This window comes from Rhizobium sp. BR 317 (assembly GCF_047445835.1).
Taxonomy (GTDB): Bacteria; Pseudomonadota; Alphaproteobacteria; order Rhizobiales; family Rhizobiaceae; genus Rhizobium; species Rhizobium paranaense.
Window position 1 is genome coordinate 455,236 of the sequence record NZ_JARWLB010000002.1, and the last position, 13,928, is coordinate 469,163.

The 13,928-nt window shown below is 60.1% G+C and carries 12 protein-coding genes; 7 read left to right on the forward strand and 5 right to left on the reverse strand.

Annotated features, from left to right (window positions below; translation table 11 throughout):
* Position 1: 1 nt before the first annotated feature.
* Positions 2-994 (forward strand): aldo/keto reductase, encoded by a 993-nt coding sequence (locus tag QD357_RS04815; protein WP_414124079.1) that lies wholly within the window; start codon positions 2-4, stop codon positions 992-994.
* Between the two features lie 19 nt (positions 995-1,013).
* Here QD357_RS04815 and QD357_RS04820 read toward each other — a convergent pair whose 3' ends face one another.
* Both QD357_RS04820 and QD357_RS04825 read right to left on the reverse strand, forming a co-directional pair.
* Entirely contained in the window at positions 1,014-1,949 is a 936-nt protein-coding gene (locus tag QD357_RS04820; protein WP_107108619.1) for a neutral zinc metallopeptidase, read from the reverse strand.
* Positions 1,950-2,028: 79 nt separating this feature from the next.
* Positions 2,029-2,523 (reverse strand): DUF2306 domain-containing protein, encoded by a 495-nt coding sequence (locus QD357_RS04825; RefSeq protein WP_107108840.1) that lies wholly within the window; start codon positions 2,521-2,523, stop codon positions 2,029-2,031.
* Between the two features lie 85 nt (positions 2,524-2,608).
* Between QD357_RS04825 and QD357_RS04830 the strand changes: the two genes are divergently transcribed.
* The 4 genes from QD357_RS04830 to QD357_RS04845 all read left to right on the forward strand — a co-directional run bounded on the left by QD357_RS04830 (position 2,609) and on the right by QD357_RS04845 (position 9,065).
* Positions 2,609-3,433, forward strand: a complete 825-nt coding sequence (locus tag QD357_RS04830; protein WP_107108620.1) for a LytTR family DNA-binding domain-containing protein — start codon at positions 2,609-2,611, stop codon at positions 3,431-3,433.
* Positions 3,434-3,604: 171 nt separating this feature from the next.
* On the forward strand, positions 3,605-7,090 hold the full coding sequence (carB, locus tag QD357_RS04835) for a carbamoyl-phosphate synthase large subunit (protein ID WP_107108621.1): 3,486 nt from the start codon (positions 3,605-3,607) through the stop codon (positions 7,088-7,090).
* Positions 7,091-7,502: 412 nt separating this feature from the next.
* Positions 7,503-7,979 (forward strand): transcription elongation factor GreA, encoded by a 477-nt coding sequence (greA, locus tag QD357_RS04840; protein ID WP_107108622.1) that lies wholly within the window; start codon positions 7,503-7,505, stop codon positions 7,977-7,979.
* 6 nt (positions 7,980-7,985) lie between these two features.
* Positions 7,986-9,065 (forward strand): glycosyltransferase family 4 protein, encoded by a 1,080-nt coding sequence (locus QD357_RS04845; RefSeq protein ID WP_107108623.1) that lies wholly within the window; start codon positions 7,986-7,988, stop codon positions 9,063-9,065.
* Positions 9,066-9,074: 9 nt separating this feature from the next.
* Here the strand turns inward: QD357_RS04845 and QD357_RS04850 are convergent, their stop codons facing one another.
* From QD357_RS04850 to QD357_RS04860, 3 genes are read right to left on the reverse strand one after another with little or no spacing between them, the layout of a single operon-like run.
* On the reverse strand, positions 9,075-9,989 hold the full coding sequence (locus QD357_RS04850; protein WP_107108624.1) for a glycosyltransferase family 92 protein: 915 nt from the start codon (positions 9,987-9,989) through the stop codon (positions 9,075-9,077).
* A gap of 18 nt (positions 9,990-10,007) precedes the next feature.
* A complete protein-coding gene (locus QD357_RS04855) occupies positions 10,008-10,916 on the reverse strand; it encodes a glycosyl transferase (protein ID WP_414124080.1) in 909 nt (302 codons plus the stop codon).
* 3 nt (positions 10,917-10,919) lie between these two features.
* Complete coding sequence (locus QD357_RS04860) at positions 10,920-11,387, reverse strand: Lrp/AsnC family transcriptional regulator (protein WP_104823707.1); 468 nt, start codon at positions 11,385-11,387, stop codon at positions 10,920-10,922.
* A gap of 240 nt (positions 11,388-11,627) precedes the next feature.
* Here QD357_RS04860 and trxB point away from each other — a divergent pair, with 240 nt between their 5' ends.
* Positions 11,628-12,602, forward strand: coding sequence for a thioredoxin-disulfide reductase (trxB, locus tag QD357_RS04865; RefSeq protein ID WP_414124081.1), 975 nt, complete (start codon positions 11,628-11,630; stop codon positions 12,600-12,602).
* 23 nt (positions 12,603-12,625) lie between these two features.
* Complete coding sequence (locus QD357_RS04870; protein WP_414124082.1) at positions 12,626-13,522, forward strand: LysR family transcriptional regulator VtlR; 897 nt, start codon at positions 12,626-12,628, stop codon at positions 13,520-13,522.
* Positions 13,523-13,928 lie beyond the last annotated feature (406 nt).

Consider the following 13,928-nt stretch of genomic DNA (forward strand, 5'->3'; position numbering starts at 1 on the left):
AATGCAGATGCGTCAATTGGGCAAGACCGGTCCCGAAGTATCCGCCATCGGCCTCGGCTGCATGGGTATGTCCGGCATGTACGGACCATCCGACCGCGCCGAGAGCATCGCCACCATTCACGCCGCCTTCGACGCCGGCATCAACCTGCTGGATACCGGCGATTTCTATGGCATGGGCCACAATGAAATGCTGATCGGCGAGGCGATCAAAGGGGTGAAGCGCGACGATTTCCTGATCAGCGTCAAGTTCGGCGCATTGCGCGATCCCGCCGGCGCCTGGTCAGGCTATGATGCGCGTCCAGCCGCAATCCGCAACTTCCTCGCCTATACGCTGCAGCGCCTCGGCGTCGAGTATATCGATATCTACCGCCCTGCCCGCCTCGATCCGAACGTGCCGATCGAGGAGCAGATCGGGGCAATGGCCGATCTGATCAAGCAGGGTTATGTCAGGCATATCGGCCTTTCCGAAGTCGGAGCCGACACCATCCGCCGCGCCGCTGCCGTGCATCCGATCGTAGATCTGCAAATCGAATATTCGCTGATCTCGCGCGGCATCGAGGACCAAATCCTGCCAACCTGCCGCGAACTCGGCATCGGCATCACCGCCTATGGCGTCCTCTCCCGCGGCCTGATCAGCGGCCACTGGCAGAAGGATGCGGCGCAGAAGGGTGATTTCCGTGCCTTCAGCCCGCGCTTCCAGGCCGGAAACGTTGAGAAGAACCTGGAGCTGGTGGAAGCACTGCGCCAGATCGCCGACGCCAAGGGCGTCAGCGTTGCGCAGATCGCCATTGCCTGGGTCGACGCCCAAGGCGAGGACATCATCCCCCTCATCGGCGCCCGCCGCCGCGATCGCCTGACCGAGGCCCTCGGCTCGCTATCCGTCGAATTGTCCGAAGCGGATTTCGCAGCGATCGAACGCGCAATCCCGAAGGGCGCCGCCGCTGGCGGCCGCTATGCGGAGGCGCAATTGGCGCACATGGACAGCGAGAAGTAGGAAGGGTCACCTTCTCCTTTTAAACCGGATTGTTCAGCGTATCGCAGTCGCTGAGCTTGCCGGATTGGAAACCCTGCTTGAACCATTTTACACGCTGTGCCGACGTGCCGTGGTTGAAGCTATCCGGAACGACATAACCCTGGCTGCGCTTCTGCAGCGTATCGTCGCCGATCTGCTGCGCGGCATTCAACGCCTCTTCGAGGTCGCCTTCCTGCAGAATGCCTTTCTGCTGGGTGAACTTGCCCCAGACGCCGGCGAAGCAATCGGCTTGCAGCTCGATCCGCACCGACATCTTGTTGGCGTCCACCTCGCTCATGGTTTGGCGGGCCTGATTGAACTTCGGCAGGATACCAAGCAAGTCCTGGACATGATGGCCGACTTCATGCGCGATCACATAGGCCTGCGCGAAATCGCCGGCTGCGCCGAATTGATCCTTCATCTGCTGGAAGAAGGCCATGTCGAGATAGACCTTCTGGTCGCTCGGGCAATAGAAAGGACCGGTCGCAGCCGATGCCGTGCCGCAGGCTGACGGGAAACGGCCGGAGAACAGCACCAGCTTCGGATCGGTGTAGGTCTTGCCCATCGACTTGAAGATGCCGGTCCATGTGTCTTCGGTATCGGCGAGCACTGTTGCCACGAACTGCTTCATCTCGTCGTTGGCCGGCGGGGCGTTGCCGCCGCGGGAATCGCTCTGCTGGTAACCTGGACCACCGTCCAAAGCGCCGCTCTGCTGCAGGAGCCCGATGACGTCGACGCCCATGGCCCTCAGTACAAGGAAAATCACCACCAGAATGATGATGGTGCTGATGCTCAAACCGCCGCCGCGCCGCATGCCGCCGCCGGGAAAGCCCATGCCGCCACCGCCGAGGGGACCACCTCCCGAACCGCCATCCATCGGCGATGAGCCACGCTCATCCTCGATATTGTCGGATTGCCGACGTCCCTTCCAATCCATAGCGCACCTCCCGGCGATGCCTAAAAACTAAAGTCCCTTAGGCATTTATATATCCAGGAAGATGGACAAAGCCAGTTGGCTATCGGGTTAAACGACGGCGGCGCCACATTTCTTTCGACGTCAGCCACAAAAGCGCGACGCCTATACCGGCCGCGACCAGGAGCGGGGCGAGTTCATCGCCATCGAAAGCCACTTCGTTCATGATGCGGCCCGGAAGCAAGGCAAAAGCTCCTGCACCGACAACGCCGCCGAAATAAAGACTTCTAACGATACGCTTGTGCGCTTCGATATTGTGCTTGAGGGCATTGACGATAGCGCCCCAGCAACTAAGCAAAGTGTATACCGAAAGCAGGTGAATGGGGCTGAAGCCGTAAAACATGTTGATCTGATGAATGAAGAAGCTCGACAGCGCCACAATCACCATCAAGGCCAACCATATCTTGCCAAGCAGACGGTGCCTCGGCGTCCCCTTCGGTCTGACGAGAAGATAGGCGCCGAGCAGGGCGGCGGGAACGACCGCCACGACATGGATCTGGATCGCGATCGGGGCATCGATAAGCGGCTCAAGAGTCATCATCTGTATCCGGTTGAGTTTATCGAGCCTTTCCGCGATATTGCTGTTCTCTCAATCGAAATTGCGCAAAAGAACGGAAATCTTCGTGGATCACACCTTTCTGCAATCCACGCTTCGTGAATTGCAGGTCATCCAGCGTTCACCGCGCTTCTGGGCGACTTTTGTCACGATCGTCCTGATCTTTGCCGTGACCGGCCCGTACGGCACCCTTGATCGGCTGATGCCCGGAGCGCGGCTCGGCTACTGGCTTGCCCTTCACGCCATGGCCTGGTCGTGCGCGGTCGTCTTCTCCGTCGCCGCCGAAATCCTGCTACGCAGGGCTATAGCGAGCATGTTCGCCCGGATGATGATCGGATCCGTCGTCGCGGCATTGCCGATTGGCTTCGGTATCACGCTCGTTGAGCTCGCATTCTTCGGAACAGCGCCCAGCCTGACCGCCAGCCTGCATCACTCGCTCGACTCCATACCGCTTTGCGTCCTCTTCTGTGTTCTCACCTATCTGACCATGCACCGGCAGATACTGATGGTGGCCGAGGGATTGGATGCCACGGAGGCGAAAGCTACGCTCACCGCCGCGGCAGAGATTCGAACGCTGGCTTCCCAGCCGCCGATTCTATTGCGCTTGAAACCGGAAAACCGGGGTGCATTGGTAAGGCTTACCGTTCGCGATCACTATACCGAGGTTGTGACAACACGCGGTCGGGAGCTCATCCTGCTGCGTTTCGGCGATGCGCTCACGGAAATCGGCAATACGGAGGGCATACGCCTGCACCGATCCCATTGGATCGCGACGGAACACGTCGACCGGCTGAAACGCGACAACGGCAAGCTTTTCGTCATCGCACGTGACGGCGTTGAGATGCCCGTCAGCCGCTCCTATGTCGAAGCTGTCCAACGTCGTTTTGGCTAATGGCGGCAAAGGCTGTAGAATTCATGTCGATTCCGCGATTTATGGGGTTCCGTTTGCAAATACATTTGCCTATAAGCCGCTTCTAGCCTGAAAAGACTTGCCCATGCGCCCCGGCCGGTGATCTCCCACCCTGGCCGGTTTTTCGCGCAACGAAAAAACGGATGAGAGCCCATGCCGAAGCGCCAAGATATCAAATCGATCCTCATCATCGGTGCAGGACCGATCGTCATTGGCCAAGCTTGCGAGTTCGATTATTCCGGCACGCAGGCCTGCAAGGCGCTTAGGGAGGAAGGCTACCGCGTCATCCTCGTCAACTCCAACCCGGCGACGATCATGACCGATCCGGGCCTGGCGGACGCGACCTATGTCGAGCCGATCACGCCGGAAGTGGTCGCCAAGATCATCGCCAAGGAACGCCCGGATGCGCTGCTGCCGACCATGGGCGGCCAGACGGCCCTCAACACGGCGCTTTCGCTGAAGCGCATGGGCGTGCTCGACCGCTACAATGTCGAGATGATCGGCGCGAAGCCGGCCGCGATCGACATGGCCGAAGACCGCGCCCTCTTCCGCGAAGCCATGGCCCGCATCGGCCTCGAAACCCCGCGCTCGATGCTGGCGAACGCCACCGACATCAAGGATGCCGACCGCAAGACGCATGAAGCCGAGCGCACCAAGCTGAAGGCGCAGCTTTCCGGCGATGGGCTCGATAAGGCGCTGGACGAGCTGGAAAACCAGTGGAACCTCGGCGAAAGCGACCGCAAGCAGCGCTATATGAACCACGCCATGGCGGTTGCCGCCCAGGCGCTCGATCATGTCGGCCTACCCGCCATCATCCGTCCTTCCTTCACGCTCGGCGGCACCGGCGGCGGCATCGCCTACAACCGCTCGGAATTCTTCGAGATCGTCGGCGGCGGCCTCGATGCCTCCCCGACCACCGAAGTCCTGATCGAGGAATCGGTGTTGGGCTGGAAGGAATTCGAGATGGAAGTCGTCCGCGACAAGGCGGACAATTGCATCATCATCTGCTCGATCGAAAACATCGACCCGATGGGCGTTCATACCGGCGATTCGATCACCGTTGCTCCGGCACTGACGCTGACCGACAAAGAATACCAGATCATGCGCAACGCCTCGATCGCGGTTCTGCGCGAGATCGGCGTGGAAACCGGCGGCTCGAACGTGCAGTTCGCCGTCAATCCGCAGGACGGCCGCCTCGTCGTCATCGAAATGAACCCGCGCGTGTCGCGCTCGTCGGCCCTCGCATCGAAGGCCACCGGCTTCCCCATTGCCAAGGTCGCGGCCAAGCTGGCGATCGGCTATACGCTCGATGAACTGGAAAACGACATCACCGGCGGTGCGACGCCGGCATCGTTCGAACCCTCGATCGACTACGTCGTCACGAAAATTCCACGCTTCGCCTTCGAGAAATTCCCGGGCGCCTCGCCGGTGCTGACCACCGCGATGAAGTCGGTCGGCGAAGTCATGGCGATCGGCCGCACCTTCGCGGAATCGCTGCAGAAGGCGCTTCGCGGCTTGGAAACAGGCCTCACCGGCCTCGATGAGATCGAAATTCCCGGCACCGAAGAGGGCGAAGGCAGCCAGAATGCGATCCGCGCCGCCATCGGCACGCCCACTCCCGACCGCCTGCGCATGGTCGCCCAGGCACTGCGCCTCGGCATGTCGCCCGAAGAGGTGCACGAAGGCTGCAAGATCGACCCGTGGTTCATCGCCCAGTTCAAGGCGATCGTCGACATGGAAGCCCGCATCCGCGAGCATGGCCTGCCGGAAGATGCGTCCAACCTGCGTATGCTGAAGGCGATGGGCTTCTCGGACGCGCGTCTCGCGACGCTGACCGGTAAACGCCCGAAGGAAGTTGCAGAACTGCGCAACGGGCTGAATGTCCGCCCGGTCTTCAAGCGCATCGACACCTGCGCCGCCGAGTTCGCCTCGCCGACCGCCTATATGTATTCGACCTATGAGACGCCCTTTGTCGGCGCCGCCCGCACGGAAGCGCAGGTTTCCGATCGCAAGAAGGTCGTCATCCTCGGCGGCGGTCCGAACCGTATCGGCCAGGGCATCGAATTCGACTATTGCTGCTGCCACGCCGCCTTCGCGTTGAAGGATGCCGGCTACGAAGCGATCATGATCAACTGCAATCCGGAAACCGTCTCGACCGACTACGATACGTCGGACCGTCTCTATTTCGAGCCGCTGACCGCCGAAGACGTGATCGAAATCCTGCGCGCGGAGCAGGAAAAGGGCGAAGTGGTCGGCGTCATCGTCCAGTTCGGCGGCCAGACGCCGCTGAAGCTCGCCGAAGCGCTGGAAAAGAACGGCATCCCGATTCTCGGCACCGCGCCGGACGCAATCGACCTCGCCGAAGACCGCGACCGCTTCCAGAAGCTGCTGATGAAGCTCGACCTCAATCAGCCGAACAACGGCATCGCCTATTCAGTCGAGCAGGCCCGCCTCGTCGCCGCTGAAATCGGCTTCCCGCTGGTGGTACGCCCGTCCTACGTCCTCGGCGGCCGCGCCATGCAGATCATTCATTCGGAAGGCATGCTGCAGACCTATCTTCTCGACACGGTGCCGGAACTGGTGCCGGAAGACATCAAGGCCCGCTATCCGAACGACAAGACCGGCCAGATCAACACCCTGCTCGGCAAAAACCCGTTGCTGTTCGACAGCTATCTCGCCAACGCCATCGAAGTCGACGTCGACTGCCTGTCAGACGGCACCAACGTCTACGTTGCCGGGATCATGGAGCATATCGAAGAGGCCGGCATCCACTCGGGCGACTCGGCCTGCTCGCTGCCGCCGCGCACGCTGTCGCCGGCCATGATCGATGAGCTGGAGCGCCAGGCAAAGGCCATGGCCAAGGCGCTGAACGTTGGCGGCTTGATGAACGTGCAGTTCGCCATCAAGGATGACACGGTCTACGTGCTTGAAGTCAACCCGCGCGCTTCGCGCACCGTACCCTTCGTCGCCAAGACCATCGGCGCGCCGATCGCCAAGATCGCCGCCCGCGTCATGGCCGGCGAAAAGCTGGACGCGACCTTCGCCGCCTATGGCGAAAAGCCCGATCCGCGTAAGCTGAAGCACATCGCCGTCAAGGAAGCCGTCTTCCCCTTCGCCCGCTTCCCCGGCGTCGACACCCTGCTTGGACCGGAAATGCGCTCGACCGGCGAAGTCATCGGGCTGGATACGGATTTTGCACTGGCCTTTGCCAAGTCGCAGCTCGGCGCCGGCGTCGAGTTGCCGCGCGACGGGACCGTCTTCGTCTCCGTTCGTGACGACGACAAGCCGCGTGTTCTGCCCGCTATCCGCATGTTGACCGAGCTAGGCTTCAAGGTGCTCGCAACCGGCGGCACCCAGCGTTTCCTCGCTGAAAATGGCATCGAGGCGACGAAGATCAACAAGGTTCTGGAAGGCCGCCCGCATATCGAGGACGCTATCCGCAACCGTCAGGTCCAGCTCGTCATCAACACGACCGACAGCAACAAGGCGATCTCGGATTCGAAATCGCTGCGCCGCGCGACGCTGATGCAGAAAGTGCCCTATTACACCACCATGGCCGGCGCCGAAGCCGCCGCCATGGCGATTAAGGCACTGAAGGCCGGCAACCTCGAAGTCCGGCCTCTGCAGAGTTACTTCTGAGAGCTGTTTTCACGATGACGGGGCCAAATAAGGCTTCGTCATCGCTAGCGCCGACGCTCGTTCCTCTCGTTTGAGTGGATAGGCGCTCTACGGACATAATCGCAAAAAGATTGCCGCGCCGCCCCAGGCGCAATTACACGTTCCTCCCAACGATGCAGGGTAAATCCGCCGCAGCGGTTGGCGCCGTTCGTCGCCGCCAACAAGCCCGTCGACGAGCGCATGAAATCACACCTCAACGAGGATCGGCGAAGATCAGCTTCGCCATAAGTCACCGAATTTTCTGGAAATCGGCCTTCGCAATCTGCTATAGATGACAGAATAATGGCTCTGTATGGTTCCGAAGTACCGCTTCGGGACCTGTTTTCTTTTTGTGTCTGCGACAGAGCAACGCAGGGAGTGAAGGACAAGAAAAATGGTTGAAAAGGTACCGATGACGCAGAACGGGTTCGTCAAGCTGCAGGAAGAACTGCGCTGGCGTCAGCAGGAAGAGCGCCCGCGAATCATCGAGGCAATTTCGGAAGCACGTGCCCATGGCGATCTCTCCGAAAACGCCGAGTACCACGCCGCCAAGGAAGCCCAGAGCCACAACGAGGGCCGCATCACCGAGCTTGAAGACCTGACGGCGCGCGCCGAAGTCATCGACCTTTCGAAGATGTCCGGTTCGAAGATCAAGTTCGGCGCCAAGGTGAAGCTCGTCGACGAGGACACCGAAGAAGAGAAGATCTATCAGATCGTCGGAGACCAGGAAGCGGATGTGAAGGCCGGCCGCATCTCCATTTCCTCGCCGATCGCCCGTGCGCTGATCGGCAAGGAGGTTGGCGATTCCATCGAGGTCAACGCGCCCGGCGGCGCCAAGGCCTACGAAATCCTCTCCGTCTCCTGGGGCTGATCGCCCGTGCGCGATCGCGACGTATCGCACTCAAGCGATCTCAGCGAAATCGAGGTCATCGCGACGAACTTCAAACGCCGGCTCTCCGGCGTTACCTCGACGATCGTGCAATTGATCCCGAAGCAGATCGAGCTTGGCTGTCATATCGCCACGCTCGGTCCGGGTTTGCCGGAAGACCTGCCAAAGCTTGGCTGGTCGCGGCTGCCCGGTCTCTGGACGAAACCGCGCCGCCACCGCGTTCGTGTCTGGCATGCCCGCCGCAACAATGAGATGCTGGTCGGGCTGTTGCTGCGCTCCGTGCTGCGCATGCCGCTGAAACTGGTCTTCACGTCGGCCGCCCAGCGCCGCCACACCGCCTATACGCGTTGGCTGATCCGCCGCATGGATGCCGTGATCGCCACCAGCACGCGCTCCGGCAGCTTCCTGCAGGTGCCGCACACCGTCATCCAGCACGGCATCGACTTGAACATGTTTCATCCGCCGGAAGTGCCACACGACCGCATGGCCGCTACCGGCCTGCCCGGCACCTATCTGATCGGCTGCTTCGGCCGCGTCCGCCATCAGAAGGGAACGGATCTCTTCGTCAAGGCGATGATCGAGCTTCTGCCGCGCTATCCGGACTGGACCGCCGTTATCTGCGGCAGGGTCACCGCCGAGCATCGCGGCTTCGGCGACGAATTGGTTAAGATGGTCGCTGCGGCCGGCCTCACCGACCGCATCCGTTTTCTCGGCGAAGTCGACGATATCAGGCCTTGGTATCGTCGCGCGACGCTTTATGTCGCCCCTTCCCGCAATGAAGGTTTCGGCCTGACGCCGCTGGAGGCCATGGCCTCCCGCACCGTCGTCGTCGCCTCCGATGCGGGCGCCTATGCCGAATTGGTCGTACCCGGAGAAACCGGCGCGATCGTGCCCGCCGGCGATGGCGAGGCGCTCACGAAAGCAATCGCCTTCTATCTCGCCAATCCCGAAGAGGCGCTTCGCCAAGGCGAAAATGCGGTGCGACACGTCCGCAGCGAGTTCGCTTTGGAAAAGGAAGCGACGGCGATCGGCGACATCTATCGACAATTGCTCGGCGGCGCCCGCTGAAACGACGGCTTACTGGCCAAGGTCGATGCGGTTGCGCTCGATGAAATCGACCATCGCCCGATCCTCGACCAGATCTTCTTCGATGCTTTTGACGACGGACAGCACCTTGTCCCGGTACTTGGTCGGCGAGGCGTCGTAGGACCATCCGCGCGCCAGCTTGGCCATCAGCTCTTCACGGGATTTGGTGTAGTAGTGGTTGAGCTGCAGGAACCGGTTCGAATAGAAATCCGCCGATTTTCGTGCGCGGCGCGTGAAACGCTTTCCGGCATCATTCGCCGTCAGATCGCCGAATGCTCGCGTCTGAAACTGATGCACGCTGACTTCCGTTACTTCGCAAGGATCGATGATGCATTTGAAATTGCTGGCATTTTCCTTGCGTGTCATCGGATCGGCACCACGCATCGTGTAGTTCAGCGCCAACGGACCATCTGGGCGCTTCTCGTGACCGCTCGTCGTGAACATATGCCATGGCAGCGAGACATTTGGAAAATCGCCGACCGCAGCCAACGCTTGTTCGACCGTTTGCCCTTCCTTCGGCAGCAGGAATTCGTCGACGTCGATGAAGGCCATCCAGCGGTACGCGCCGCCGAAATTGAGGATGGCGTGGGCGAAGACAATGACTTGACCGTTCAGGGGTGCTCCTGTGGTTGCATCGATCATACGTCCCGCCCAAGGGATGATCGTCAGCGTGTCGGCATCGAGGAGATCTCGCAGTATGGCGAGGGTCTCGTCCGTCGAACCGTTGTCATACATATAGAAGTGACGAATACCGACGGCCCGGTGGAAGCGCACCCACTCCTCGATATAGGGTGCCTCATCCTTGACGCAGGCGGCGATCGCGATGCCGTGCCTGCCCTCCTGCGGCTTCGGCGGATCGATCGTAAGCCGCTTCGCATCCGATATCTTCGGCTTCAGCCAACCCATGCGTCCATTCCCAGCAACTCAGATTATCGATACGGCGGCAAAGCGCGCATCATAACCAAATCCATGCTTCAACAGCGCCGAAACCGGCGAATAATTGACAAATGTCACGCCCCGCTCCGAGGCGATTTCCTTGGCCAGCACCAAGTGTTCGAGGATACGGCCTTCGGCCTGAGCGATTCCGGAAAAGGCGGTTTCATCGCTGGTCTCGTAAAAACGGGGCTCGCCGGCGTTGGAAATATCAATGCCCAGGAAGCCGATCGTTTTAGGCGAGCAATAAAGCGCGAACTGCAGCGCCGACACGGCCACCGAACCGCCTTGGAAAACACCGCGATCCGGCGCGAAGGAAAAGCCGGCGGAACCCGTTGCATTGAGTCGCACGAAATCGAGTTTCCTGATGTCATCCATGGAGCGACGGCGCGCGCCGTAAGGCTTGCGGATATCGTCGATCAGAATGACCGTCTTGTCCGCCAACCAGCGGCTGTCGAGCTCCGAGAGCGCCCTCAGCACGGCGACCGAAAACAGGCAAATCGTATCGGACTTGATCCTGCGTCGCATCATCTCGGAATGCCGCCAGACGAAACGCTCGTCCTCCACGGCGATGGCAAGCGGTTCGGCAATCTGTTTGCCGATCAACCGGATGGCACCGTTCAGCAGGATGGCGCTGCCCTTCTCAAGCCCGGTCAGATCGCAGTCGCGGATCGATGGGCCGGAGCCGACGATATGGATKACTTGGTCKGACTTTTCGTGCAGACGATCCACGGAAGAAAGGGCCGCGACTTTGGCGCGGTGATGATACACCTCACCTGCGCCGTTCCCTCGCACGATGTTGAGCCCCGGAAACCAATCCTGCGCATGGGCGCGCGAACCGCCAAGCAGCAGGCGTGCGCCCGTCTTGATAAGAGATCGGTGCCATGGGCGATCCGCCATGTCCTAGAGCTCCACCAGCCCGAGTTTCTTCACCTGCCGAATGGTCAGCATGGTGCGCACCGTGTCGACATGCTCGTTCGCCGTCAGCACCTCGATGACGAAATCCTGGAACCGGGTGAGATTTTCGGCGACGCAATGCAGCAGGAAATCGCTGTCGCCGGAAACCATCCATGCCTGCCGCACGAGCGGCCACTCCGCCGTCACCGCCGCGAAAGCTTTGAGATTGGCCTCCGACTGATGTTTGAGACCGACCATGCAGAAGGCGACGAGATCGAAGCCGAGCTTCGGGCTGTTCAGCATCGCATGATAGCCCTCGATGACGCCGGCTTCTTCCAGCTTGCGCACCCGGCGCAGGCAGGGCGGCGCGGAGATGCCGACGCGATCGGCGAGTTCGACATTGGTCATGCGCCCGTCGCGCTGGAGTTCCCGCAAGATCTTGATATCGATGGCGTCGAGTTCAGCCCGCAGCACTTTTCTTGCCTTTCTTTAATTCCCAATCGGCAGCTTCTATATAAAGCGGGAAAATACGCAAGAAAGTTTCCCTCGCGTAACCGAATCTTACACAAAGCAGATTTGCTCTGTTAGTAATGCAAGGCTGCCCTTGAATAAATGCATGCGGCAATCATAAATGGGGCGGCGGATCGTGAAATCGCCTGCTTTTACCCGTTTGAAGCCGCGGCTTCCGAAGCGCTTAGATTGAAAGGACTTCTTATGCCTGCCCGCCACACCAAGGTGCTCATCATCGGTTCCGGCCCTGCCGGCTATACGGCTGCCGTCTATGCCGCGCGCGCCATGCTGAAGCCGGTTCTGATCGCCGGCCTTGAACAAGGCGGCCAGCTCATGATCACCACGGATGTCGAAAACTATCCGGGCTTCGCCGATCCGATCCAAGGACCATGGCTGATGGAGCAGATGCTGCTGCAGGCCCAGCATGTCGGCGCGGAGATCGTCAACGATCTCGTGACCGAAGTCGATACCACCAAGCGCCCGTTTGTTGCGCGCACCGACAGCGGCCAGGTCTGGACCGCCGACACGCTAATCATCGCGACCGGCGCCAAGGCCAAGTGGCTCGGCATCGAAAGCGAGCAGCATTTCCAAGGCTTTGGCGTTTCCGCCTGCGCTACCTGCGACKGCTTCTTCTATCGCAATAAGGATGTGATCGTGGTCGGCGGCGGCAACAGCGCCGTCGAGGAAGCGCTCTATCTCTCCAATATCGCCAAGTCGGTGACGGTGGCGCATCGCCGCGATTCGTTCCGCGCCGAAAAGATCCTGCAGGAGCGCCTGTTCGCCAAGGAGAACGTCAAGGTCCTCTGGAATACCGAGGTTGCCGAAATCACTGGCACGCCGGCCAAGCCGCCGATGCCGCCGTCAGTTTCTGGCGCACGTCTGCGCGACACCCACACGGGCGTTGTTACGGACGTTACGATCGACGGCGTCTTTGTCGCTATCGGCCATGCGCCGGCCACCGAGCTTTTCAAGGGCAAACTGAAGCTCAAGGACAATGGTTATCTCTGGACCGCACCCGATTCGACTGCCACCAGCGTCGAAGGCATCTACGCCGCCGGCGACGTGACGGACGATACGTTCCGACAGGCGATCACGGCAGCCGGGATGGGCTGCATGGCAGCGCTTGAGGCGGAACGCTATTTGACCGGGCACATGCCCGTCGCCGTAGCTGCGGAGTGATGCAGCCGATGAGGGGGAACGGCATGCCACTGGACTGGGACAAGCTGCGTATCTTTCACGCGGCTGCCGAAGCGGGTTCGTTCACGCATGCGGCGGATAAATTGCATCTGTCCCAATCCGCCATCAGCCGCCAAGTCAGCGCTCTCGAGCAAGATGTCGGCATCAAGCTGTTCCATCGTCATGCCCGCGGCCTGATCCTGACCGAACAGGGCGAATTGCTGTATCGCACCGCGCATGACGTTCTCTTGAAACTCGAAACGGTCAAGATGCAATTGACCGAGACGACCGACAAGCCGAGCGGCAAGCTGCGCGTGACGACGACTGTCGGCCTCGGCCAGGGCTGGTTGACCGACAAGATCCAGGAATTCCTGCAGCTTTATCCCGACATGTCGATCCAGCTCATCCTCGACAATGAGGAGCTGGATGTGAACATGCGCCATGCGGATTGCGCTATCCGCCTGCGCCAGCCACAGCAGTCGGACCTGATCCAACGTAAGCTTTTCACCGTGCATATGCATGTCTACGCTGCCCCCTCTTACATCAACCGCTACGGCGAACCGCAGTCGGTGGAGGCTCTGGACGAGCATCGCATCATCAGCTTCGGCKAACCGGCGCCGAACTATCTGCTCGACGTCAATTGGCTGGAGATTGCCGGCCGCTCGTCTGACAACAAGCGCGTGCCGCATCTGCAGATCAACAGCCAGACATCGATCAAGCGCGCCTGCCTGCTCGGCATCGGCATCGCCGTTCTGCCGGACTACATCGTCGGTCGCGATCCGGGACTGATTCAGCTCGCGATCAATGCCGATGTGCCGTCCTTCGACACCTATTTCTGCTACCCTGACGAAATGAAAAATGCCGCCAAGCTCAAGGTTTTCCGGGATTTTATCGTCGCCAAGGCACGAAACTGGAACTTTTAGTTGAGCTAAGACTCTGTGCTACAAGCGTTTTTCGCCGTAACATATCTGTCACGCGTATGACGCATAGCTGATATGCACAAAACAGAGTTGAAGCCTGCCCAATTAACTACCATATCGCACATAGCTGATGCACATGGTGGCTTTTCCTCCCAGTTCCACCGCATTGGCTGTTCCCCTCTGGAGGTTTTTTAACCTTCATACCTATAGGGCCCTGGTTATTACCGGTGGCCCTTTTTTTTGCCTTTTTGCGCCAGAAGTCGCAAACGCATAACTGCCATGCACAAAAAAGCATTGCGCACTGCACAAATTAGCATCATACAGCACCTAGCTGATGCACATGGTGGCTTTTCCTCCCAGTTCCACCGCAGCAGCTGTTCCCCTCTGGAGGTTTTTACCTTCACACCTA

Excerpts from the sequence above, each read along its gene's own strand:
- QD357_RS04815 (WP_414124079.1), top strand. The coding sequence starts at position 2 with ATGCAGATGCGTCAATTGGGCAAGACCGGTCCCGAAGTATCCGCCATC.
- QD357_RS04820 (WP_107108619.1), bottom strand. The coding sequence starts at position 1,949 with ATGGATTGGAAGGGACGTCGGCAATCCGACAATATCGAGGATGAGCGT.
- QD357_RS04825 (WP_107108840.1), bottom strand. The coding sequence starts at position 2,523 with ATGACTCTTGAGCCGCTTATCGATGCCCCGATCGCGATCCAGATCCAT.
- carB (WP_107108621.1), top strand. The coding sequence starts at position 3,605 with ATGCCGAAGCGCCAAGATATCAAATCGATCCTCATCATCGGTGCAGGA.
- greA (WP_107108622.1), top strand. The coding sequence starts at position 7,503 with ATGGTTGAAAAGGTACCGATGACGCAGAACGGGTTCGTCAAGCTGCAG.
- QD357_RS04850 (WP_107108624.1), bottom strand. The coding sequence starts at position 9,989 with ATGGGTTGGCTGAAGCCGAAGATATCGGATGCGAAGCGGCTTACGATC.